This is a genomic window from Pseudomonas sp. FW305-28 (assembly GCF_017351395.1).
GTDB classification, from domain to species: Bacteria; Pseudomonadota; Gammaproteobacteria; order Pseudomonadales; family Pseudomonadaceae; genus Aquipseudomonas; species Aquipseudomonas fluorescens_AA.
On record NZ_JACNDD010000085.1, the window covers coordinates 1 to 21,981 of the forward strand.

Annotated in this window: 21 protein-coding genes; 4 read left to right on the forward strand and 17 right to left on the reverse strand. The window is 61.4% G+C overall.

Annotated features, from left to right (window positions below; genetic code table 11):
- Nucleotides 1-182: 182 nt before the first annotated feature.
- Nucleotides 183-1,979, reverse strand: coding sequence for a methyl-accepting chemotaxis protein (locus J4E53_RS19400; protein WP_060742187.1), 1,797 nt, complete (start codon nt 1,977-1,979; stop codon nt 183-185).
- A 246-nt stretch (nt 1,980-2,225) separates the two neighbouring features.
- Here J4E53_RS19400 and J4E53_RS19405 point away from each other — a divergent pair, with 246 nt between their 5' ends.
- Nucleotides 2,226-4,310 carry a TonB-dependent siderophore receptor gene (locus J4E53_RS19405; RefSeq protein WP_371919223.1) on the forward strand — a complete coding sequence of 695 codons (2,085 nt, stop codon included), beginning with the start codon at nt 2,226-2,228 and terminating at the stop codon, nt 4,308-4,310.
- 70 nt (nt 4,311-4,380) lie between these two features.
- Here J4E53_RS19405 and J4E53_RS19410 read toward each other — a convergent pair whose 3' ends face one another.
- The 8 genes from J4E53_RS19410 to ribBA form a co-directional block, all read right to left on the reverse strand.
- Nucleotides 4,381-5,385, reverse strand: a complete 1,005-nt coding sequence (locus J4E53_RS19410) for an acyltransferase (RefSeq protein WP_177431723.1) — start codon at nt 5,383-5,385, stop codon at nt 4,381-4,383.
- 235 nt (nt 5,386-5,620) lie between these two features.
- The gene (locus J4E53_RS19415; RefSeq protein ID WP_060742189.1) at nt 5,621-6,664 is read right to left on the reverse strand and encodes an LLM class flavin-dependent oxidoreductase; all 1,044 of its coding nucleotides are present in this window, start codon (nt 6,662-6,664) and stop codon (nt 5,621-5,623) included.
- Nucleotides 6,665-6,694: 30 nt separating this feature from the next.
- Nucleotides 6,695-7,180: a flavin reductase family protein gene (locus J4E53_RS19420; protein ID WP_103309684.1), complete on the reverse strand. Its 486-nt coding sequence runs from the start codon at nt 7,178-7,180 to the stop codon at nt 6,695-6,697.
- 44 nt (nt 7,181-7,224) lie between these two features.
- Nucleotides 7,225-8,376: an ABC transporter ATP-binding protein gene (locus J4E53_RS19425; protein WP_103309668.1), complete on the reverse strand. Its 1,152-nt coding sequence runs from the start codon at nt 8,374-8,376 to the stop codon at nt 7,225-7,227.
- Between the two features lie 17 nt (nt 8,377-8,393).
- A complete protein-coding gene (locus J4E53_RS19430; protein ID WP_003201669.1) occupies nt 8,394-9,203 on the reverse strand; it encodes an ABC transporter permease in 810 nt (269 codons plus the stop codon).
- A 6-nt stretch (nt 9,204-9,209) separates the two neighbouring features.
- Complete coding sequence (locus tag J4E53_RS19435; protein WP_103309669.1) at nt 9,210-10,139, reverse strand: ABC transporter permease; 930 nt, start codon at nt 10,137-10,139, stop codon at nt 9,210-9,212.
- Nucleotides 10,136-11,161: an ABC transporter substrate-binding protein gene (locus tag J4E53_RS19440; protein ID WP_103309671.1), complete on the reverse strand. Its 1,026-nt coding sequence runs from the start codon at nt 11,159-11,161 to the stop codon at nt 10,136-10,138. Before J4E53_RS19440 ends, J4E53_RS19435 begins: the two co-directional genes overlap by 4 nt.
- A gap of 367 nt (nt 11,162-11,528) precedes the next feature.
- A complete protein-coding gene (gene ribBA, locus J4E53_RS19445; RefSeq protein ID WP_103309672.1) occupies nt 11,529-12,638 on the reverse strand; it encodes a bifunctional 3,4-dihydroxy-2-butanone-4-phosphate synthase/GTP cyclohydrolase II in 1,110 nt (369 codons plus the stop codon).
- Nucleotides 12,639-12,720: 82 nt separating this feature from the next.
- Here ribBA and J4E53_RS19450 point away from each other — a divergent pair, with 82 nt between their 5' ends.
- Nucleotides 12,721-13,023: a DUF1330 domain-containing protein gene (locus J4E53_RS19450; protein ID WP_060742193.1), complete on the forward strand. Its 303-nt coding sequence runs from the start codon at nt 12,721-12,723 to the stop codon at nt 13,021-13,023.
- Here J4E53_RS19450 and J4E53_RS19455 read toward each other — a convergent pair.
- From J4E53_RS19455 to J4E53_RS19485, 7 genes are all read right to left on the reverse strand, one after another.
- Nucleotides 13,013-13,576, reverse strand: a complete 564-nt coding sequence (locus tag J4E53_RS19455) for an NUDIX hydrolase (RefSeq protein ID WP_060742194.1) — start codon at nt 13,574-13,576, stop codon at nt 13,013-13,015. The two genes, J4E53_RS19450 and J4E53_RS19455, sit on opposite strands and share 11 nt — an antisense overlap.
- Before the next feature lie 2 nt (nt 13,577-13,578).
- Nucleotides 13,579-14,331: a GntR family transcriptional regulator gene (locus J4E53_RS19460; RefSeq protein WP_103309674.1), complete on the reverse strand. Its 753-nt coding sequence runs from the start codon at nt 14,329-14,331 to the stop codon at nt 13,579-13,581.
- Nucleotides 14,332-14,391: 60 nt separating this feature from the next.
- Nucleotides 14,392-14,796 (reverse strand): carboxymuconolactone decarboxylase family protein, encoded by a 405-nt coding sequence (locus J4E53_RS19465; RefSeq protein ID WP_060742195.1) that lies wholly within the window; start codon nt 14,794-14,796, stop codon nt 14,392-14,394.
- 132 nt (nt 14,797-14,928) lie between these two features.
- Entirely contained in the window at nt 14,929-15,414 is a 486-nt protein-coding gene (locus J4E53_RS19470; RefSeq protein WP_060742196.1) for a flavin reductase family protein, read from the reverse strand.
- 12 nt (nt 15,415-15,426) lie between these two features.
- Nucleotides 15,427-16,908, reverse strand: a complete 1,482-nt coding sequence (locus tag J4E53_RS19475; protein ID WP_060742197.1) for an aldehyde dehydrogenase — start codon at nt 16,906-16,908, stop codon at nt 15,427-15,429.
- Complete coding sequence (locus J4E53_RS19480) at nt 16,905-17,738, reverse strand: alpha/beta fold hydrolase (protein WP_060742198.1); 834 nt, start codon at nt 17,736-17,738, stop codon at nt 16,905-16,907. Before J4E53_RS19480 ends, J4E53_RS19475 begins: the two co-directional genes overlap by 4 nt.
- A gap of 44 nt (nt 17,739-17,782) precedes the next feature.
- Entirely contained in the window at nt 17,783-18,373 is a 591-nt protein-coding gene (locus J4E53_RS19485) for an amino acid synthesis family protein (RefSeq protein ID WP_103309675.1), read from the reverse strand.
- A 205-nt stretch (nt 18,374-18,578) separates the two neighbouring features.
- On the opposite strand from J4E53_RS19485, the gene J4E53_RS19490 reads away from it, so the two are divergent.
- The gene (locus J4E53_RS19490; RefSeq protein WP_103309677.1) at nt 18,579-20,066 is read left to right on the forward strand and encodes a hypothetical protein; all 1,488 of its coding nucleotides are present in this window, start codon (nt 18,579-18,581) and stop codon (nt 20,064-20,066) included.
- 180 nt (nt 20,067-20,246) lie between these two features.
- Here the strand turns inward: J4E53_RS19490 and J4E53_RS19495 are convergent, their stop codons facing one another.
- Nucleotides 20,247-20,435, reverse strand: a complete 189-nt coding sequence (locus J4E53_RS19495) for a hypothetical protein (protein ID WP_146042647.1) — start codon at nt 20,433-20,435, stop codon at nt 20,247-20,249.
- 135 nt (nt 20,436-20,570) lie between these two features.
- Between J4E53_RS19495 and J4E53_RS19500 the strand changes: the two genes are divergently transcribed.
- Nucleotides 20,571-21,980, forward strand: coding sequence for a circularly permuted type 2 ATP-grasp protein (locus J4E53_RS19500; protein WP_003201697.1), 1,410 nt, complete (start codon nt 20,571-20,573; stop codon nt 21,978-21,980).
- Nucleotide 21,981: the final 1 nt, after the last annotated feature.

The following is a 21,981-nucleotide window of genomic DNA, read 5'->3' on the forward strand; positions in this document are numbered from 1 at the left end:
TCAGAATTTGTATGCGCCACAAAATCCCTTGTGGCGAGCGAGCTTGCTCCCGCTGGCGTGCGAAGCAGGCCCCGGCGGTTCTTCAGGCCGACCGTATCAGCCGGTTTTGCGACTGCTGCGCAGCCGAGCGGGAGCAAGCTCCCTCACCACAGGGTAGTTGTCTGGCTTGATTCCGCTGTTGATCACTCCGCCAACAACACCGCCGCATCGAAGCCCACCCGCAAGTTGCCCCAATGGCGGCCGCCGAAGAAGAACGGTACGTCGATCTCGGTCATGATTTCCCCGGTATCGCGCAGGTAGGTTTGCAGCAGGAAGCGCTGGACGTTGCCCGCTGCGCGCAGGCCGATCGGGTCGTTGAAGATTCGCTTGTTGCGGCACACCGGCAAATCCACCGCCCGGTCGCCGGTTGGCGGCTTGGAGACCCAGCTGTTGTTCACCGGGCAGTAGCCCTTGCTGTCGACAATGAACGAAACCTTGCCCCCCGGCGTGCTGCGGGTGAGTTTGTCGCATTCTTCCTGGCAGACCTGGGCAAAGCGTTCGGTGTAGCTGGCCATGTACTGTTTGGGATCGGTACCGGGAATCAGTTGATAATTCTGATCGAACAGGTTCAGGCCTTCGCGTTGCAGCGTTTCCAGGCGAACCTGGAGCGTGTCGCGGCACTCGCTGGCGCGGGTAATGGCGGCGTCCAGCTTGCCGTGGCCGAGCACGAACCGGCCCAGCAGCGCCTGGACCTTTTCGGCCACGCCGGACAGGTCGCGGGTGGCCGTTGCCGAATGCTGCATGCGCTGGTCGATCAACTGGCTGTCGGCGTGAATCTGGGTCACCCGGTCGTTGATCCCGGTGTTGCTGTCGGCGAACTGCTGGATGTGGGTCGCGATGTCGGCCAGCTTGCCGTTGGTGGATTCGAAGTCGACGATCATGCTTTCGAAATGGCCGGAGGCGCGTTCCACCACTTTCTGGGTTTCCCGGGCGCTGTGGCTGATCTGCGTGGTCTGCTCGTGGGTGGAGCTGACTTCCTCGAGCATGGCGTCGATGTTGCGCGAGATATCGTCGGTGGCCCGGCTGACATTCTGTGCCAAGGTGCGCACTTCATCGGCCACCACCGCGAAGCCACGGCCACTTTCGCCGGCCCGGGCGGCTTCGATGGCGGCATTGAGGGCCAGCAGGTTGGTCTGGGCAGAGATCTGCTGGATCAACCCGACAATCGACTTGATGCTCGAGGAACGTTGGTTCAAGGCGCTCACCAAGGTGGCAAATTCACCGAGGTTGCTGGAAATCTCACTGATGTTGCCGGTTACTTCCAGTAGCTCGGCGTAGGAGTCGCGGGCCATGCTCAGGTTCTGGGCGGTGGTGCTGGAGATGCCCTGGGTCTGGCGCGAGACTTCTTCGATGCGGCCCACGGCGGTGTTGCTCTGGTCCATCACTTCCTTGGCGAAGCGGGCCTGGTGGGTGGCACTGTCGCTGGAGTCGCTGATGTTCTTCAGCGAGCGGGCCGACTCGACGGCGATGTGCACAGTCAGCGCCTGGACATTGCTGATGATCTCCCGCTGCTTGGCCAGGAAGCGGTTGCAGGTGCCGGCCAGCACGCGGATCTCGTCGTGGGTCACCAGTGGCAGGTCCTTGGACAGGTCGCCTTCGCCGTTGGCGATCTCTTCCAGGGCCTTGGTCATGGCGGTGACGGGGCGCACGATGAGGTGGCGGAAATACCAGACCATGAAACTGATCATGCCCAGCGTCAGGACCGCGCCGAAGAGCAGGGCATGGGTAAGGCTGTCGAGCCGGCCTTCGATCTGCCCCAGCAAGGCACCGTCCAACTGCGCGTTGCGCAACAGCAGCAGGATCTCGGCGCGGGCGCTGACGGCCACCCAGTACAACAAGCCACTGACCAGCACCAACAGGAAAAGACTCGAGAGCTTTTTGGTGAGGGTATCGAAAAACTGCATCTCGATAGACTCGTACAAGTCCTTTAACGTCTGCATGCCGCTGCTCCTGGGCAAAAAAATCTCTTAATGGAATACATTCGACCGCGAGCGACAAAGCTTTAGGGCGACGGGGCGATTTGATATCACCTGTGGGAGCAAGCCCCACAGAGGTTTGGGGTGATCATCACTGGATCAAAAGATTTACTGGGAATGATTCTCAAAGTATATTTGCTCTCATTAACGTCCCTTCCATGAGTGCGCGTCTTGAATCGTTCCACCCCCCTCGCAAATCGCAACGTCTTCATCAAGTGTGTGTTGCCAACCCTGTCCTGCTGCTTCATTGCAAGCCCGTTGTGGGCACAGGACGCTGTCGAACTGCCGGCCACGGATATCCAGGGCAGTCGTGTCACTCAGGACGAGGGCTATACGACGTCGCAAGCCAGCACGGCGAGCAAGAGCGATGTACCGATCAAGGAAGAGGCGCAGTCGATCAACGTGGTGCCCCAGCAGACCCTGGCGGACTACCAGGTGCGCTCGTTGAACGACGCGATGAAGTTCGTCAGCGGCGTCAGCCAGGGCAATACCCTGGGCGGCTCGAGGGACTCGTTGGTCAAGCGCGGGTTCGGCACCAACGACGACGGCTCGATCCTGCGCGACGGCGTGCGTTCGAACCTGGGCCACAACTTCAGCGCCACCACCGACCGCGTCGAAGTGCTCAAGGGCCCGGCCTCGATGCTGTACGGCGCGCTGGAGCCCGGCGGCCTGATCAACGTCATCAGCAAGAAACCGGAATACACCCAAAGCACCACGCTGAGCGGCTCGGCCTACAGCGAAGGTGGCGGCACCATGGCCCTGGACACCACCGGGCCGCTGGGCGATACCGGCCTGGCCTATCGCCTGATCGCCGAGCGCGGCCACGAGGACTACTGGCGCAACTATGGGGTCAATGAGAGCACGCTGGTGGCGCCGTCCCTGGCTTGGACGGGTGAGCGGGCCTCGTTGAACCTGAGTTATGAGTACAACGAATACTCCAATCCGTTTGACCGGGGTACGGTGTTCACCAACGGGCATCCGGCTGACATCGATTACGACAAGCGTCTTGATGAGCCTTGGGCCAAGAGCGTGGGGATTCGCGAAACGGCGACGGCGCGGTTCGAGTATGAGTTGAGCGAGGCGTGGAAAACGCGGGTTACCTATGGTTGGAACAATGATCGGTACAGTCTTTCGATTGCGCAGCCCGATGATTTGACGGGAAATCAACTGAGCAGAAAATCCAACGGCGCTCATTACGATGACGAAACGCGCTACGCCAGTTGGGATTTCATCGGTAAGCAGGAGTTGTTCGGCCAGCGCCATGACCTGTTGGTTGGCGTCGATAATCAAGTGTCCGATCAGTTTCGTGGCAAGACCTACCGTGGGGATGCGCAAGGAGGGTTCGACATCACTGCGCCGGTTTATGGTGGGTTGGCAGAACCCAGCAAGCTGAATGCAAAACAGAGCAACCTGAGTAACCAACTGACCTCCAGCTCCATTTATCTCAAGGACAACTGGCATCTGGATGATCGCTGGATACTGGTCTTCGGTGGTCGCTACCAGCATTACGACCAATTCGCCGAACAAGGCATGATCAAGCGAGAGGGGGTTCGCGACGATAATGGCGACGCCTTCGTTCCATTCCTCGGATTGGTTTATAAAGCTGCCGAGACCCTTTCTCTTTATGGTAATTACAGCCGTTCATTCAAGCCCAACGATACCGTCGACGACAACCTCAGCACCTTCAAACCGGAAGAAGGGCGTAGCTATGAAGTGGGTGCCAAATACGACCCGATGCCTGGGCTGAATATCAACCTCGCCTTGTTCGATATCGTCAAAAAGAATGTAGTAACAACCACTGTAGTCGGCGGAAAGAACATCGCAGAAGCCGCTGGCAAGGTGGGTTCCCAAGGCCTGGAGCTCGACATCACTGGCCGCCTGGCCGACCGTTGGGACTTGATCGGCACTTACGCCTACACCCACACAGAAATATTGGACGATCCGGACGACGAAGGTCATCGCCTACCCGACGCTCCCAAACACACCGCGAGCCTGTACCTCACTCACCACCTGAACATTCCAGCCGAATTCGGCGCCTGGCACGCCGGTGCTGGTGCGCGCTACGTCGGCGAACGCGCCGCCAACAAGGCCAACGAATTCTGGCTCAGCAGCTACACCGTCGCCGACGCCTTCCTGCGCTGGGAGGCGCCGGTGATGGGGCACAAGACCTCGTTGCAGTTGAACGTGGACAACCTGTTCGACAAGCAGTACTACCCGTCCTCCACCGGTAGCCAGTTGCAGGTCAACGTCGGCGAGCCGCGTACCGCCAAGCTGAGCGCCAGCGTGACGTTCTGATTCGGCTGCGCTGGAATACAAAATGCCCGGGACCTGCGTCCCGGGCATTTTTTTGCACAGCAGCCAGAGGCTAAGCCACCGTGCTGCCAACGGGAGCCGTGGCACCGTACTTAATGCCTGCCCTGAGGGCATGACGAAGCTTCAGCGCCGGTCGCTCGACCCCATAGTACGAAACGCCACTCAACGCGAACGACAGCACCAGCACGGCCGTGATGATCAGGGCGCTGTACTCCACCGGCCAGAACGCCCGCAACACATACATCACCACAAAATGGTTGAGGAACACGCCATAGCTGATGTTGCCCAGGAACTCATCGAGCCGGTGATGCTTCATTCTGCCGAGCAGAAACACCGCCGGCAGGCCCAGGGCGATGCCCAGGGTCACTTCGGCGTTGAACGGCCGACGGGGAATGATCCCCACGACAATGGCCAGGAACATCAAGGCGGCAACGAACAGGGTGATGGACACGATCCACAGCCCTTTGGCCTGCGCCCGATACAGGTAGCTGCCGCAGAGGAAAATGAACAGCACGCCCGGCAGCAGGCGATAGCCGTAGATGTCCGTGTCGAGGTAGCCCAGGGAAGCGACCATGAACACCGTCACGGACACGGCAAAGGCGACACCCCTTGTCTTGTAGAGAATCAGGAACGGGATCAGCAGGTAAAAGCACATTTCCAGTCCCAGGGACCAACCGGGTGGCAGGATCTCGGGCACGGTGATGCCGAACATGTAGAAACCCAACGGCACGATCGGCAGGCTGGTGGCGATGTTTTCCAGGGTCAGGGCGGCCGCCTGGGGCGTTCCCGGCAAGAGGAAATGGATCACCGCGCAGGACATGACGAAATACACCAGGAACTGCGGGTACAGCCTCAACAGTCGATCGATGTAGAACAGGCCGATCTGGCCCGGGGTGTTGTAGGTCCTCTCGATCAGCGAGGTCATCACGAAGCCGCTGATGATCAAAAAGGACACCACGGCAACGACGCCGGGGTTCAAACCCATGAACGTCACACCCATATGAGAAACTGCCACCAACATGGCCAGCAGCAACCGATAAACCCCCACGCGCATCATCCTTAATCAGAGTTGATCCTTTTGCGCGGTACGTTATGCGGCTTTGCGAGCCGTTAATAGTGGTTTGCGGGGCAGCGGCGAGGTAGTGGGGGCAATTGTCACATTTGACACATATGTTTCAGGTGAACGAAAGCCTTGTGGGAGCGAGCTTGCTCGCGATTGGGCCAATACATGCCCCATCTTTTTGACAAACACACCGCCATCGCGAGCAAGCTTGCGATGGCGGTGCAACGGATCACCGAAACGCCGGCACCACCTGTTGGATAAACAGCTCCAGGGATTTTTTCTTCTCGGTATGGGGCAAACTGTTGTCGCACCAGAAGCTGAATTCATCCACGCCCAGTTCCTGGTAGTACTTGATCCGCTCGATGATTTCCTGCGGTGTACCAATCATGGTGTTCTTGCGGATGTTCTCCAACTGGAACTCCGGACGCTCGGCGAATTTCTCTTCCGGGCTTGGCGCCAGGAAGCCGTTGACCGGCACCTGCTTGTTGCCGAACCAGGCATCGAAAGTGCGATAGAACTTCGAGATGGCCTGGGCGCCGACTTTCCAGCCTTCGGGATCGTCCACCGCATGGACATGGGTGTGCCGCAGCACCATCAGTTGCGGGCGTGGCACGTCGGGGTTGTTGTCCAGGGCGGCCTGGAACTTGTTCTTCAGGTCCAGGACTTCCTCATCGCCCTTCATCAACGGCGTGACCATCACGTTGCAGCCGTTAGCGACGGCGAAGTTGTGGGAGTCCGGGTCGCGGGCGGCGATCCACATTGGCGGGTGAGGCTTGCGGATTGGCTTGGGCACGCAGGTGGAGGTGGGGAATTTCCAGATCTCGCCATCATGGGCGTAGTCGCCTTGCCATAGGGCGCGCACCACCGGGACCATTTCCCGCAGGGCCTGGCCGCCGGAGGAGGCTGGCATGCCGCCGGCCATGCGGTCGAACTCCACCTGGTAGGCGCCCCGGGCCAGGCCGACTTCCATGCGGCCATTGCTAATCACGTCCAGCAGCGCGCATTCACCGGCGACCCGCAGCGGGTGCCAGAACGGCGCGATGATGGTGCCGGCGCCCAGGTGGATGGTGGTGGTCTTGCCGGCCAGGTACGCCAGCAGCGGCATCGGGCTTGGCGAGATGGTGTATTCCATGGCGTGGTGTTCGCCGATCCACACGGTGCTGAAGCCGCCGGCCTCGGCCAGCAGGGTCAACTCGCTCAGGTCTTCGAACAACTGGCGATGGCTGACGCTTTCGTCCCAGCGCTCCATGTGTACGAACAGGGAAAATTTCATGGCGCTTTCTCTTTATTGTTGACGATCGGTTCAGGCGAGGACGGGCAGGGCGCCCATCTTGCCGTGGCAATAAACCAGCGGCCCCGGTGTGTGCTGCGGGACGATCAGGTTCTTCACGGCGCCGACCATGATGGCGTGGTCGCCGCCTTCGTATTCGCGCCACAGTTCGCACTCGATGATGGCGCTGACGTTGCTCAGCAACGGGTTACCCCGTTCGCTCAAAGTCCATGCGATGCCCTGGGCCTTGTCCTTGCCTTTGCGGGCGAAGGCGTAGGCTTCGTTCTGCTGGCCGCCGGAGAGGAGGTGGATGGCGAAGCGCTTGTTCTTGATCAGCACAGGATAGGAGTCGGAGCTGTAGTTGGGGCAGAACAGCACCAGGGCCGGGTCCATCGACAGGGAGCTGAAGGCACTGGCGGTGAGGCCGACTACCTGGCCGTCGTCATCGAGGGTGGTGATCACCGTCACGCCGGACGGGAACGAGCCCATGACTTGTTTGTAGACGCTGGCATCGATCATCGGACGATCCTCGGGTTTTATCGGTTGTGGGCGCGCAATGTTCATCAATGAGCTCCCGCGGCCTTGTTCAGGTCGCTCTCGGCCCATTGGGTGTAGACACAGGCGTCGGCGGTGGCCCAACGCACGCGCACCGGGTCGCCGGCCTTGAGCGGCATGCCGGCGGCGGACAGCGCCTTGACGGTCATGGCCGTGCCGCCGGACGTCACCACGCTGCAAGTCTGGCTTTCACCGAGGAACAGCACTTCGACGACCTTGGCCGACACCTCATTCCAACCGGCCGCCAAGGGTTCCTGGGCCGCTTGCTCGACGCTCAGGGCGAGGGCTTTTTCCGGGCGCACCATCAGCAGCACGTCCTGGTCCGTTTGCAGGCCGGCAGTCAGGCGGATCGACAGCGACTGGCCTTCGAAGGTCGCCACTGCGTTGCCCCGGGCCTTGAGCTTGAGGAAATTGGAGTTACCCAGGAACGAGGCGACGAAAGCGTTCGGTGGATTCTGGTAGAGGTCGTAGCCGCTGCCCAGACCGACGATCTTGCCGTGGCTGAAAATCGCGATGCGCTGGGACAGGCGCATGGCCTCTTCCTGGTCATGGGTGACGTAGACGATGGTGATGCCCAGGCGCCGATGCAATTGGCGCAGTTCATCCTGCAAGTCTTCACGGAGCTTTTTATCCAGGGCTCCAAGGGGTTCGTCCATCAGCAGGATGCGTGGCTCATAGACCAGTGCCCGGGCAATCGCCACGCGCTGCTGCTGACCGCCGGACAGTTGCGAAGGGCGACGATGAGCGAACTCTCCCAGTTGCACCAGCTTGAGCATGGCGTCGACCCGGCGTTCGCGCTCGGCGCTGGCCAGTTTGCGGATCGCCAGGGGGAAGGCAATGTTGTCGCGCACCGACAGGTGCGGGAACAGTGAGTAGCGCTGGAACACCATGCCGATGTCGCGTTTGTGCGGCGGTACGTTGACCAGGGATTTGCCGCCCACCAGGATCTCGCCGCTGCTGGGGGTTTCGAACCCGGCCAGCATCGACAGCGTGGTGCTCTTGCCCGAGCCGCTGGAACCGAGGAACGTCAGGAATTCGCCGTCCTGGATCTCCAGGGAAATATCGTCCACGGCGGCAAAGTCGCCGTAGTGTTTGTTCAGGTTGCGCAGGCTGACCAGGGTCTTGTTGTTCTGTTGTGCGGGGTCTTTGACGGCACTCATCGTGTTCTCCTAGGCGCTCAGGCGCTGATTTCATTGCGCCGACGCAAGGCGGCGGCGATCACCATCACCAAGACCGAGAGGCCGATCAGCAACGTCGAAGCGACGGCGATCACAGGCGTCAGGTCCTGGCGCAGGGTGGTCCACATCTTGACGGGCAAGGTTTGCAGGGTCGGGCTGGCCATCATCACGCTCAGCACCACCTCGTCCCACGACACCAGGAACGCGAACAGGGCACCGGCGACCATGCCCGGGCGAATGGCCGGGAAGGTCACCTTGAACACCGCTTGCAGGCGTGAGGCGCCGCAGATCACTGCAGCGTCCTCGATGGATTGGTCGAACAGCTTGAGCGAGTTGATGATCGAGATGATGGTGAACGGCAGTGCGACGATGACGTGGCTGACCACGAACGCGAACATCGTCCCGGTGTAGCCGAGCTTGAGGAACAGCGCATACACCGCCACGGCGATGATCACCAGCGGCACGATCATCGGCAGGGTGAACAGGCCATAGAGCATTTCCCGGCCCGGGAAGCGCCCGCGCACCAGGGCAAACGCTGTCGGCAGGCCCAGTGCCACGGCGCAGACGGTGGTCAGCACCGCGACCTTGAGGCTGGTCAGTGCCGCGTTCATCCAGTCAGGGTTGGAAAAGAACTGGCCGTACCATTTGAGTGTCCAGCCCGGCGGTGGGAAGACCAGCCATTGGGACGAACCGAACGACAGCAGCACGATGAACACGATGGGCAACAGCAGGAACAGCGCGATCAGGCCGGTGGTGAAATACAGGCCGAACCGCATGCGCCGGCTCATGGCATTGGGAGTCAGGAGCATGGCGGCTTACCTCGCGTTGCTGGCGCCCACCGGGGATTCCGGCTGGAGCTTCAGGTAGAAGTAGAACAGCACCAGGGTGATCGCCACCAACAAGGCGGCGCCGGCACTGGCCAGGCCCCAGTTGAGGAACGATTGCACCTGCTGGATGATGAATTCCGGCAGCATCATGTTCTGCGCACCGCCCAGCAGTGCCGGGGTCACGTAGTAACCGAGGGACATCACGAACACCATCAGCCCGCCGGAGAACAGCCCCGGCCGGCACAGCGGCAGGAATACCCGGAAGAAGTTGGTCCAGGGACTGGCGCCGCAGATGGAGCCGGCCTGCAGGATCATCGGGTCGATGGCCTGCATGGTCGCCTGCAACGGCAAGACGATGAACGGGATCATGATGTAGCTCATGCCGATCACCACGCCGGTGAGGTTGTGCACCATCTCCAGCGGCTGGTCGATGATGCCCAGCGCCACCAACGCCTTGTTCACCATCCCGGAGGCTTGCAGCAGCACCAGCCAGGAGTAGGTGCGGGCCAGCAGGCTGGTCCACATCGACAGCAGCACGATGTTCAGCATCCAGCGGCCCCAGCCACGGGGCACCAGGGTGATGGCCCAGGCCAGGGGAAAACCCAGCAGAAGGCTGAACAGTGTGACCAGCCCGGCCACCGAAAAGGTGTTGAATAGCACTCGGGCATAGGCCGAGTTGGCGAACAATTGCTCGTAGTTGCCCAACCCGGGCACCGGCTCCAGCACACCGCGCAGCAGCAGGCCGATCAACGGCGCCAGGAAGAACAGACCGAGGAACAGCAGGGCAGGGACCAGGTTACCGGCCCCGCGCCAGCGCTGTGCCAGCGACGGGGTGTGCGTCGCCGCCTTGGCCTGTACCGCACCGGCAGCGCCAATGGCGCTCCCGGTGCGAGGGGAGGTCGTTGCCGACATTTTCATTTGACCAGCCATTCGTTCCACCGTGTCGCGATGTCCTGACCGTTCTTGGCCCAATACGCGAAATCAAGCGTGATCTGATCCTTGGCGTAGGCGGTCGGCAAGTTGGGGGCGAGCACCGAATCCAGGCGTGCAACGCTGTCGACGTTGACCGGGGCGTAGGCGGTCAGGTTGGAAAAGTCGGCCTGGCCCTTGGCGCTGCTGGCGTTGGCCAGGAATTTCATGGCGGCGGCCTTGTTTTTCGAACCCTTCGGGATGACCAGGATGTCGGCCATGACCAGGTTCTGCTTCCAGCTTACGCCGACCGGAGCGCCGTCTTGTTGCAAGGCATAGATCCGGCCGTTCCAGAACTGCCCGATGCTGGCTTCGCCGGACGCGAGCAACTGTTGGGACTGAGCGCCGCCGCCCCACCAGACGATGTCTTTCTTGATGGTGTCGAGTTTCTTGAAGGCGCGGTCCAGGTCCAGCGGATAGAGCTTGTCTGCCGCGACGCCGTCGGCCAGCAACGCCAGCTCCAGCACGCCTGGGCTTGGCCATTTGTACAGGGCGCGTTTGCCGGGATAGGTCTTGGTGTCGAACAGCGCGGACCAGTCCGTCGGCTTGCCGGCGCCGAGCCTGCCTTCGTTGTAACCGAGGACGAAAGAGAAGTAGAACGAGCCGACGCCATGGTCAGAGACAAAGCGCGGGTCGATCTTGTCGCGCTGCACCACTGAGAAATCGAGGGGTTCGAGCAGGCCTTCGGCCGCGGCACGCAGAGCGAAGTCTGCCTCGACGTCGACCACGTCCCACTGCACGTTGCCGCTTTCGACCATGGCCTTGAGCTTGCCGTAGTCGGTGGGGCCGTCCTGGACCACGGTGATGCCGCTGGCCTTGCTGAACGGGTCGGCCCAAGCCTGCTTCTGCGCGTCCTGGGTGCTGCCGCCCCAACTGACGAAGTTGACGCTTTCAGCGGCCATCGTCGCCTGGCTGGTGACACTCAGCAGGCCGGCAAAAAGAATTGCGGCTGCACTTTTCTTCAACACCATTTTCACGCCCTCATTTGTTGTGTTTTTGAGCGGGCTTGGTAATGCCCGCCTATCGGGAGCAGTAGGTCCATCTGGCCTCTAAAGGCGACCGTGCCAAGGGCTGTTATTGGTGCTTTCCCTTGTGGGCGCACTTGGCTGAATCATTCGGTCTATGGAATATCATATTATGGTATTCCAAACTTTCTGCAAGCATTTTGCCGTACCGGCTATCTGTCCGAGGGCAGATTTTTCCTTGTCATTGCTGGGGCGAACCCTGTGGGTGCGCGCTTGCCCGCGATAGCGGTGTGTCAGTCAACATTCAGGTTGGCAGGTCCATTGCTATCGCGAGCAAGCTCGCTCCCACAGGGAATTTGGGTGGGCCTCAGGCTTATCCGGTGAAGGGAATGCTCTCCACCACTTCCAAGTCATACCCCGTCAGCCCCGCGTACTTGAGTGGTGGTCCCAAGTGCCGCAATTTGCCGACGCCCAGGTCCTGGAGAATCTGCGCGCCGGTGCCCACTTCAGAATAGATGCGCGACTGGGAGCGGCTGAATTGTCGTGGCGGCTGGGTCAGTTGCGGTACGCGCTCGAGCAACGCCTGGGAGGATTCGTGGTTGGCCAGCACGACCACCACGCCGCGACCTTCCTCGGCCACCCGCTGCAAGGCCGCCCACAACGTCCAATTGGACGGGCCGTTGTATTCGGCACCCACCAGGTCCCGCAGCGGATCGATCACATGCACCCGCACCAGGGTCGGTTCTTCCCGGCGAATGTCGCCCATCACCATCGCCATGTGCACGCCGCCTTCGATGCGATCTTCGAAGGTGAACAGGCGGAAGGTGCCGTGTACCGTGGGCAGGTCCCGTTCGCCGATACGCACCACGGTGTGCTCGGTACTCAGGCGATAGTGGATCAGGTCGGCGATGGTGCCGATCTTGATCCCGTGCTTGCGGGCGAAAATCTCCAGGTCCGGCCGGCGGGCCATGGTGCCGTCATCGTTCATCACTTCGACGATCACCGACGCCGGCGTGAAACCTGCCAGGCGCGCCAGGTCGCAACCGGCTTCGGTGTGCCCGGCACGGGTCAGGACACCGCCTTCCTTGGCCCGCAGCGGGAAGATATGCCCCGGCTGCACAATGTCGTTGGGCCCCGCATCGATGGCCACGGCGGCGGCGACGGTGCGAGCCCGGTCGGCGGCGGAAATACCGGTGGTCACGCCAGTGGCGGCCTCGATGGAAACCGTGAACGCGGTGCTGAACACGCTGCCATTGCTCGGCACCATCTGCTCAAGCCCCAGGCGCTGGCAGTGCTCGTCAGTCAACGTCAGACAGATCAACCCACGGGCTTCGCGGGCCATGAAGCTGATCGTTTGGGCGTCGCAGCAGTCGGCGGCCAGCAGCAGGTCGCCTTCGTTTTCCCGGTCTTCGTCATCCACCAGCAATACCATCTTGCCCTGGCGGTAGTCTTCGATGATTTCCTGAATGCTGTTAAAGGCCATGACGGGCTCTCTGTGTTTTGATGAAGGCTTGCTGGAGATTTATTGTGGTATACCATAATACAAAATAAACCGAGAGGTCACTATGAAGGCGTACTGGATTGCTCACGTGGATGTCACCGACCCCGATCAATACAGCCAATACACCCAGCGGGCACCGGCGGCCTTCGCGTTATATGGCGGACGAATGCTGGCCAGGGGCGGGCGCAGCGAAGCGATGGAAGGCCGGGCCACGCCGCAGCGCAGCGTGGTGATCGAGTTCGACTCTTACGAACAGGCGCTGGCCTGCTATCACTCGGCGCAGTATCAGGCGGCCAGGCATCATCGCGAAGGCGTGGCCCGGGCCGAGGTGATCATTGTCGAGGGCGTGGCGCCCGTCAGCGGATGAAGTGAATCTTGCCGCTGTCGTCGTTGCCCATGTAGATGCCATAGACCCCGGCCTGGCGTTCCTCGATATAACGTTCGAGGATCTGCCGGATGGCCGGGTAGTAGATGCTGTCCCAAGGAATGTCCTCGGGGGCGAAGAACTGGCAGGCGAGGGTTTCCGGGCCGAACTGACCGGTGATCTCCACTGCGGTGGCGCGGAAGATGATGTACACCTCGCTGATCTTCGGCACGCTGAAGATCGAGTAGGGCGAGACGATTTCAGCGCGTACGCCGGTTTCTTCCCAGACTTCGCGCAGCGCCGCCTGTTCGGTGGTTTCACCGCCTTCCATGAAGCCGGCCGGCAGAGTCCAGGTGCCCGGGCGTGGCGGGATGGCGCGCTGGCACAGCAGGTACTTGCCGTCCTGCTCGATGATGCAGCCGGCAATGATCTTCGGGTTGACGTAGTGGATGTAGCCGCAACCGCCACACATCAGTCGCTCATGGGTATCGCCCGCTGGCAGGCGGTGATCGAGGTCACTGCCGCCGCACTTTGGACAAAAGCTCGGGCTGAACATGGCTAGCGACCTATGCGCGGTTCTTTGAGGGCGATGGGCGGGATGATCTCGGGGATTTCACCGGTCTCTTCCTGTTTGCGCTTGAGATACTCCAGGGCGACCTTGGCCGCGGCGCGCACGTGATCGACGCAGGCCTGGTGGGCCGCCAGGGGATCGCCGCTCTTGATCGCCTCGACCATGCGTTCCATCTCCTGGTTGCTGTCGCCGCGACGGTTTTCCTGGGACACCGAGGTCGCCCGCAAATAGCTGATGCGTGCCTGCAACTGGCGCAGCTGGGTGGCGGCGACATGGTTGCCGGAGCCTTCGAGCAGCACGTCGTAGAAGCCTTGTACCGAATCGATGACTTGTTGCAGTTCGCCTTCCTTGAGGGCCTTGCGGTTCTCCGCGAGGGCTTTTTCCAGGGCCTTGATGTCCTTGGCCTTGGCGCGCAGGGTGAACAGCTGGACGATCAGGCCTTCGAGCACGCAACGCAGCTCATAGATATCGACGGCGTCGGCCAAAGTGATAATGGCGACCCGCGGCCCCTTGGCATCGGCAAACTCCACCAGGCCTTCGGATTCCAGGTGGCGCAGCGCTTCGCGTACCGACGTGCGGCTCACACCCAGGCGATCGCACAGATCGCGTTCGACCAGGCGATCGCCCGGCAGAAGCTGGAAGTTCATGATGGCGCTTCGCAGTTTATCCAGCACGATCTCGCGCAGGGTAACGGGGTTGCGATTGACCTTGAAGCTGTCGTCGAGTGGCAGGCGTTTCATGGGGTCCGCTCTGTAATATGGCTGTCCATGCCAAACGGGCAACATCCGTGCACGTTCAGATCAAACAGCCGAGGGTTGACTGGGGGCCTCGGCATCGGCTTCGGCGAAGGCTTCACGGGCAAGCCGGAAACTGTCCACGGCAGCGGGGACGCCACAATAGATACCGACCTGAAGCAGAATTTCGCGTATTTGCTCACGACTCAGGCCGTTACGCAAGGCGCCGCGCACATGCAGCTTGAGTTCATGCGGGCGATTGAGCGCCGAGATCATTGCCAGGTTGATCATGCTGCGCTCCTTGAGCGACAAGCCCTCGCGACTCCAGACGTGGCCCCAGCAATACTCGGTGACCATTTCCTGCAGTGGCCGGGTGAAATCGTCGGCGTTCTCGATGGAACGGTTGACGTAGTCCTGGCCCAGTACCTGGGTGCGGATCTTCAGGCCTTGTTCGTATTTTTCATTGCTCATGGGGGCTCCCTGAAAAGTTGATGGACCTGTGGGAGCGAGCTTGCTCGCGATGGCGGCAGCACCTCCAACAAGGCTGTGACTGATACACCGCTATCGCGAGCAAGCTCGCTCCCACAGGAGAGGGTATGGCCATCAGGCCAGCGTGGGCAGCGGGCCCAGCTTGCCTTTGTGGTAGATCATCGGCGTCACCGGCTGCTCGGGCAGGATCAGGTTTTTCACTGCGCCGACGATGATCGCGTGGTCGCCGCCGTCGTATTCGCGCCACAGTTCGCACTCGATGATCGCCGTGGCTTTGCTCAGCAACGGATTGCCCCGTTCGCTCAGGTGCCAATCGATGCCCTTGGCCTTGTCCTTGCCTTTACCGGCAAAGGCATAGGCTTCGGCGGTCTGGTCGGCGGATAGCAGGTGGATCGCGAACTGTTTGCTGTCGCGCAGGACCGGGTAGGTGTCGGAGCCGTAGTTGGGGCAGAACAGCACCAGCGCCGGGTCGATCGACAGCGCGCTGAACGCACTGGCGGTGATGCCGACGATATTGCCGTCCGGGTCCAAGGTGGTGACCACCGTGACGCCGGATGGGAAGGAGCTCATGACTTCTTTGTAGATGCCGGGTTCGATCATTTCTCAGGACTCCTAGCGCATCACGAACGGATCAGGCATGGGCGCCTGGGACAGGTTGATCCACACCGTTTTCAGTTCGGTATAGGCCAGCACCGAGTCGATGCCGCTCTCGCGTCCATAGCCGCTGTTCTTGAAACCACCGATGGGTGCCATGGCCGACACCGCACGGTAAGTGTTGACCCAGATGATCCCGGAGCGCACATCCCGGGCCAGTCGATGGGCACGGCCCAGGTCGCGGGTCCAGATGCCGGCGGCGAGGCCGAACTGCGAGTCGTTGGCGATCGCCAGGGCTTCGGCTTCGTCCTTGAATCGAATCACCGAGGCCACTGGGCCGAAGACTTCTTCCTGCATGATCTTCATCGAGTTGCGGTCGCATTCGAACAGGGTCGGTTCATAGAACCAACCGTCGCCCAGGTTCTGTGGACGCTTGCCACCCAGGCGCAGGCGCGCCCCTTCGGCGATGGCGTCGGCCACCAGGCCTTCGACCACGGCCAGTTGCTGCGCGGTGGCCATGGGGCCCATTTCGCTGGCGTCTTCCTGTGGGTTGCCGATGCGGATGCGTTGGGCCCGTTCGACCAGGCGCGAGACGAATTCGTCATAGATTTCGTCCTGCACCAGCAAGCGCGAACCGGACACGCAGCTTTGGCCGGATGCCGCATAAATCCCGGCAATCGCCCCGTTGATCGCACTGTCCAGGTCGGCGTCGGCAAAGATAATGTTCGGTGACTTGCCACCCAGTTCCAGTGACAGCTTGGCGAAGTTTTCGGCGCTGCTGCGCACCACATGCCGCGCCGTGGCAGCGCCGCCGGTGAAGGCGATCTTGCGCACCAGCGGATGGCGGGTAAGGGCCGCGCCGGTACTGGGGCCGTAACCGGTGACGACGTTGACCACCCCCGGTGGAATGCCGGCTTCCAAGGCGAGACGGGCCAGCTCCAGGACCGTGGCCGAGGCGTGCTCGGACGGTTTGATCACGATGGTGTTGCCAGCCGCCAGGGCCGGGGCAAGCTTGATCGCGGTCAGGTACAGCGGGCTGTTCCAGGGAATGATCGCCGCGACCACGCCCATGGCTTCGTGCACGGTATAGGCGAACAGGTCCGGCTTATCGAGGGGCAGGGTGCCGCCTTCGAGCTTGTCGGCCAGGCCTGCGGTGTAGTGGAAGAACTCCGGCAGGTAGCCGACCTGGCCGCGGGTTTCGCGAATCAGTTTGCCGTTGTCGCGGCTTTCCAATTGGGCCAATTGTTCCTTGTTCTCGGCGATCAGGTCTCCGAGTCGACGCAGCAACTTGCCCCGTGCGGTGGCCGTCAAGCCGCGCCAGGCCGGGCTGTCGAAAGCGCTCTGTGCCGCCTGGACGGCGCGCTCGACATCGGCTTCGTCGGCGTCGGGCAATTCGGCCCAGGGTTGAGCCAGGGCCGGGTTCAGGCTTTCGAAGGTCTTGCCGGAGAGCGCATCGACCCATTCACCGCCGATGCACATCGAAAAACGTGCGAGTGTCATGCAACGATCCCCTTTATTTGGTTTTGCCGGGCGTTTGCGGTGTCGAGAAACTCCAGCAACAGCTGGTTGACCAGGCGCGGCGACTCTACTGGCATCATATGCCGTTGTTCGGCGAGCACGGCAACGCTGGCGCCGGGAATGCGCTCGGCCAATTGCCGGGCCATTTCCGGTGTCGAGCCAGGGTCCAGTTCGCCGGTGGCGATCAGCGTCGGCACCTGGATATTGCCCAGGTCATCGGCGCGGTACATGTCCTGGGTGGCGAACAATTCATAGGTGGTCAGGTAGCCCTGGGGATCATTCTGCGCCAGGGTCTGGCGCAACGCGGCAATCTGTGCCGGGTTGGCGGCCTGGTATTCACGGCTGAACCAGCGTGACAACGCCGCCTCGGCATTGGCGTCCGGCCCGTGCTCGGCGGCCTGGGCGGTGCGGGCGATGACCCCGGCGCGCTGTTCGGCGCTGCGGTTGAACACGCTGTTGAGCACTACCAGGCCTTGCAGGCGCTGCGGGTAATGCAAGGCAAACGCACGGGCCACCAGGCCACCCATGGAAAAGCCGATCACCGTTGCCTGGGGCAGTTGCAAATGGTCGAGCAGCTCCAGCAACTGGTCGGCGTAGCCCAGCAGCGCGGTACCGCTTTGCGGACGGGGGCTGGCGCCATGGCCGAGCATGTCGTAGGCAATCACCCGGTATTGCGTGGCCAGGCCAACGACCTGGCCACCCCACATTTCTTTGTTCAGGCCCACGCCATGGATCAAGACCACGGGTTGGCCTTGGCCGGTTGCCAGGTAGCTGGTGCCGGCCGGGGTGAGTTCAGCGGTGAGCCGAATCATGGAGCGCTCCTGCATGCCTTTTTATTGTGGTTGCCCAGGCTGGATCACTGCGCATTCTCGGCGGCCAGTTCTTCCAGGTCGATGTAGCGGTTGCCGATGCGCGGGTGCAGGCGGCCGCCATCGGCGCAGCCCAGCACCACGACGATTTCGTCGGTGCGTGGGGCGTCTTCAATCTGCATTTCCAGGGTGATGTAGTGCGAACGCAGGCCTTCGTCGTCCTTGTGCATCATCGGGATCTGAATCGAAGTGCCAGGGCCGCCGCGCTTGTTGGTGAAGCTCAGGTAGCTCTTGGCCTTGACCGCTTCACGGTAATGGTTGCCAAAGCGCAGGGTGTGGATCACGGCGGAGGCATGCTCGATTTCGCCATCGGCACCGACCACCGCGGCCTTGCCGTAGGCTTGGATCTTCTCGGCGCCGCCGATGATACCCACCAGGCGCTCGACCATCAGTGCGCCGAGGTCGGAGCAGTTGGCGCGGATTTCCGGTTTCAGGTCTTCGACGAAACCGCGACCCAGCCAGGGATTTTTCATCACGACCGCCAGCCCGACCATGGTCACAGGCTTGTCCGCAGCCTTGCCGCCTTCGATAAAGGTTTCTTCGACATAGCTGACGATCTTACGAATTTCGAAACTCATGAGCTGCTCCGTTGTGAGGGTAAGAGTGTCTGTGCGTATGATGGTATACCATAATACTGATGGCGCAAATCCCCACGGCGAGTTTGTGCTCGGGAGGCGACCGAAGGCAGCTTGCCCGCGACCCCAAGGGGAATTGGTCTACGCTTGGTGCGCGGACACCCGTTTGTTTTCGGATAACCCTGCAACGTGTCCCGGGGGAGGAAGGATGCCCTTCAAAGTCGCCGATAACTCAATCTCAGCCTGGTCGTTGATGGGCCAAACTTACGTGATGCTCAAACCCCACGAAGCCCTTATCAAGCGCTTCCTGGGGAGCGATCTGGAGGTTTGCTTTCCGACGACCGAGGCGGCCGTGCAGGCGCTGTCGCAGCCCACTCAAGCCTTTCCCCTCAAGTGGCGGGTGGGGCCCCCTCCATTGGTCGAGGCCAATCAAAGCATCAACCAGTGTCTGGATGCCCTGGCGCTTTATTTGCGGGACCAGGACAAACGCAAGTACCAGGACATGCTGGACGAGGCGAATGCCACAGGTGGCTCGCTGTTCACCGATGCGCGGAAAAACACACCGGCGCAATTCGTCGGCCAGAAGTGCACTTATTACTACCAGGGCGCGTACATGTCGGGTGATCAGTTCGCTGTCGGCGCCGCATTGCGCCATGACCTCAGCTCACGACTGATCTTGCTCTACGCGGCCGCTGACGAGGCGGCGGCCAAGCGGCTGGTCAAGTTCTATGGCACTTCCTGTGGGGTAAAGGCCGCTCGGTTGTTGCCGGTGTTGGTCACCGATGCCAAGGCTGCCTGCGAGACGTGTCGCCTGGTGGTCGACGCCAGGATCAATAAAAGTGCGCTGCCACCCTTCACCGACGCGGTACTGGGATTCCTGGCCGGCGTCGCCAACGGCGCAAAACTGTGCCCCGTGGGCGGCGCCACCACCGATGTCGCAGCGTCGGTGCTCAGTGGCGACGGCAAGGGCAGCATCGCCAAGTGGGACAATGTCGATCCCAATACCAATCGCTACTGGGCGTATCGCCTCGACAAGTTCCTGGCGCTCAAAGGGGTGGTCAAGGGCCAGAGCTACGTCATTGTCTGGACCCGCTTCAGCGGCAAGGACGGCGGCGCCCATCCCGAGTTGGACGACAGTTGGACGGGGTTGGGGCAGGTGTGTCACCGGCTGTTGAAAAAAGGTTGTAACGTCATCGTGGTCGGACGCCCGAGGACCAACCGGGACCTCAACGAGAAGCTGACGACCCACCTGGGGCAACTCGACCAGGCTGACGGTCCCGTGTCCCGAGCCAATCTTCAGGTCTGGGGGGAGTATTGGAAGTTGGACAACGGCAACCCCAACCAGAAAATAATCGGGCCGAACCGTGCTGCCGAATATGCCATTTTCCTGCGCATGAAAAGTGCCGAATGGAATTGCAAACTGGTGCACCTGGGCATGCGCAGCGGTGCGATGGATGCCGCGGCTTTGCTGGGCATGCGCACTCGATTCATCGAAAACGCCGGCAATGAACAGATCGCGCGAACGACCAAATGGACCGGGGCGACCAATACCAATCTTCTCTACCAGCGCATCCCGGTGGCTGAACTGCCTACTTGGAGGGCGCGAGGCCGAGAGGAAAACCTGGTGGTCAAGCGAGGTTACCTGCCCACAGACCTGGAGATGATCGTCGCCAGTGTCGAGGGCGCATTGACTTAAGGTGAACGGCCGTGCTGCTTCAAGCTGGGGCGACGGTATGAATCCGTGCATTTTCCTGCAACGTTGCAGTGCGTTCAGGTTTTCACTGCTTGGGGTTGAGTGCGGCGCGTGAAGGGTTAGCCGTGGATGAATGAGTAAAAACTTCCCTCTTGTGGGGCACGGCTGTCTCCTTCCACCCCCTCAAGAGCCTTTCAAGCCCCGTTCGAGAGAAAGGGCGCCCGCATTTATGGTCGTTAATGTCGCCAGATCGAAAAATAATTTCGCCTTTTTGCGGTTTTGCAATACTTCTTCTATCCAGTACGTGACACCGTCACGCTTAGGCACACCCTTTGCTAAGTATTGAAAACCCGGCCTTTCAGGCCAGGACACGCCATCCATCAAGAGCAACAGAGGGCAATTCCAGGACCGTACGCAATCAAGCAGGGTTTAAAGCAAGGCAAGGCCGAACCGTCGGAATGACGAAGTGATAAGAAATGCCGTGTAGAACGCGGCTGGGAGTTGGCTATGCCCCACGCTTTTTTTAATGAAATGTATGACGCAAAGGGTGACTGCCGCCCGCATTACCAAGCCTTCTCGCGCTGGCTGGCGGACACCCCGCTTGAACTGCTGGAGCAACGCCGCCGCGAAGCCGACCTGCTGTTCCATCGGGCTGGCATCACCTTCACCCTCTACGGGGACGAGCAGGGCACCGAGCGCCTGATCCCCTTCGATATCATTCCCCGCAGCATCAAGGCCAGTGAATGGCAGATGGTCGAGCGTGGTTGCATCCAGCGGGTCCAGGCCCTGAACATGTTCCTGGCCGACATCTACCATGGGCAGCATATCCTCAAGGAAGGGATCATCCCGCCCGAGCAGGTGCTCGCCAACGAGGGCTACCAGATCGCGATGCAGGGCCTGAACCTGCACCGCGGCATCTACGCCCATATCGCCGGTGTCGACCTGGTTCGCGACGGTGACGGCAGCTATTACGTGCTGGAAGACAACCTGCGCACGCCCAGCGGCGTGAGTTACATGCTCGAAGACCGCAAGATGATGATGCGCCTGTTCCCCGAGCTCTTCGCCGCCCAGCGCGTGGCCCCCATCGATCATTACCCGAACCTGCTGCTCGACACCCTCAAGAGCTCAAGCCCCCTGGAAAACCCCACCGCCGTGGTGCTGACGCCGGGACGCTTCAACAGTGCCTATTTCGAACACGCCTTCCTGGCCCGTGAAATGGGCGTGGAGCTGGTGGAGGGGGCCGATCTGTTCGTGCGGGACGACCACGTGTACATGCGCACCACCGCCGGGCCTCGACAGGTGGACGTGATTTACCGTCGCCTTGACGACGCCTACCTCGACCCGCTGTCGTTCAACCCCGATTCGATGCTGGGCGTGCCCGGGCTGATCGCTGTTTACCGTGCGGGCAACGTAGTGCTGGCGAACGCGGTCGGCACAGGCGTGGCCGACGACAAGTCGATCTACCCTTATGTCGACGAAATGATCCGCTTCTACCTCACCGAAGAGCCGATCCTGAAGAACGTGCCCACCTGGCAGTGCCGCAAGCCCCAGGACCTGTCCCATGTGCTGGCCAACCTGCCGGATCTGGTGGTCAAGGAAACCCAGGGCTCCGGCGGCTACGGCATGTTGGTCGGGCCGGCCGCCAGCGCGGCGGAGATCGAAGATTTCCGCGCGCGCCTCAAGGCCCGTCCCGAAGCCTATATCGCCCAGCCGACCTTGAGCCTGTCCACGTGCCCGACCTTTGTCGAGAGCGGCATCGCGCCGCGCCATATCGACCTGCGTCCGTTCGTGCTGTCGGGCAAGGAAACCCGCCTGGTACCCGGCGGGCTGACCCGCGTGGCGCTGCGCGAAGGCTCGCTGGTGGTGAACTCGTCCCAGGGCGGCGGCACCAAAGACACTTGGGTAGTGGAGGACTAAG

Bases quoted from the DNA above. Each gene is read 5' to 3' on its own strand.
- J4E53_RS19400 (WP_060742187.1), bottom strand. From the start codon at position 1,979: ATGCAGACGTTAAAGGACTTGTACGAGTCTATCGAGATGCAGTTTTTC.
- J4E53_RS19410 (WP_177431723.1), bottom strand. From the start codon at position 5,385: ATGATGCGCGTGGGGGTTTATCGGTTGCTGCTGGCCATGTTGGTGGCA.
- J4E53_RS19415 (WP_060742189.1), bottom strand. From the start codon at position 6,664: ATGAAATTTTCCCTGTTCGTACACATGGAGCGCTGGGACGAAAGCGTC.
- J4E53_RS19420 (WP_103309684.1), bottom strand. From the start codon at position 7,180: ATGATCGATGCCAGCGTCTACAAACAAGTCATGGGCTCGTTCCCGTCC.
- J4E53_RS19425 (WP_103309668.1), bottom strand. From the start codon at position 8,376: ATGAGTGCCGTCAAAGACCCCGCACAACAGAACAACAAGACCCTGGTC.
- J4E53_RS19430 (WP_003201669.1), bottom strand. From the start codon at position 9,203: ATGCTCCTGACTCCCAATGCCATGAGCCGGCGCATGCGGTTCGGCCTG.
- J4E53_RS19435 (WP_103309669.1), bottom strand. From the start codon at position 10,139: ATGAAAATGTCGGCAACGACCTCCCCTCGCACCGGGAGCGCCATTGGC.
- J4E53_RS19440 (WP_103309671.1), bottom strand. From the start codon at position 11,161: ATGGTGTTGAAGAAAAGTGCAGCCGCAATTCTTTTTGCCGGCCTGCTG.
- ribBA (WP_103309672.1), bottom strand. From the start codon at position 12,638: ATGGCCTTTAACAGCATTCAGGAAATCATCGAAGACTACCGCCAGGGC.
- J4E53_RS19450 (WP_060742193.1), top strand. From the start codon at position 12,721: ATGAAGGCGTACTGGATTGCTCACGTGGATGTCACCGACCCCGATCAA.
- J4E53_RS19455 (WP_060742194.1), bottom strand. From the start codon at position 13,576: ATGTTCAGCCCGAGCTTTTGTCCAAAGTGCGGCGGCAGTGACCTCGAT.
- J4E53_RS19460 (WP_103309674.1), bottom strand. From the start codon at position 14,331: ATGAAACGCCTGCCACTCGACGACAGCTTCAAGGTCAATCGCAACCCC.
- J4E53_RS19465 (WP_060742195.1), bottom strand. From the start codon at position 14,796: ATGAGCAATGAAAAATACGAACAAGGCCTGAAGATCCGCACCCAGGTA.
- J4E53_RS19470 (WP_060742196.1), bottom strand. From the start codon at position 15,414: ATGATCGAACCCGGCATCTACAAAGAAGTCATGAGCTCCTTCCCATCC.
- J4E53_RS19475 (WP_060742197.1), bottom strand. From the start codon at position 16,908: ATGACACTCGCACGTTTTTCGATGTGCATCGGCGGTGAATGGGTCGAT.
- J4E53_RS19480 (WP_060742198.1), bottom strand. From the start codon at position 17,738: ATGATTCGGCTCACCGCTGAACTCACCCCGGCCGGCACCAGCTACCTG.
- J4E53_RS19485 (WP_103309675.1), bottom strand. From the start codon at position 18,373: ATGAGTTTCGAAATTCGTAAGATCGTCAGCTATGTCGAAGAAACCTTT.
- J4E53_RS19490 (WP_103309677.1), top strand. From the start codon at position 18,579: ATGCCCTTCAAAGTCGCCGATAACTCAATCTCAGCCTGGTCGTTGATG.
- J4E53_RS19500 (WP_003201697.1), top strand. From the start codon at position 20,571: ATGCCCCACGCTTTTTTTAATGAAATGTATGACGCAAAGGGTGACTGC.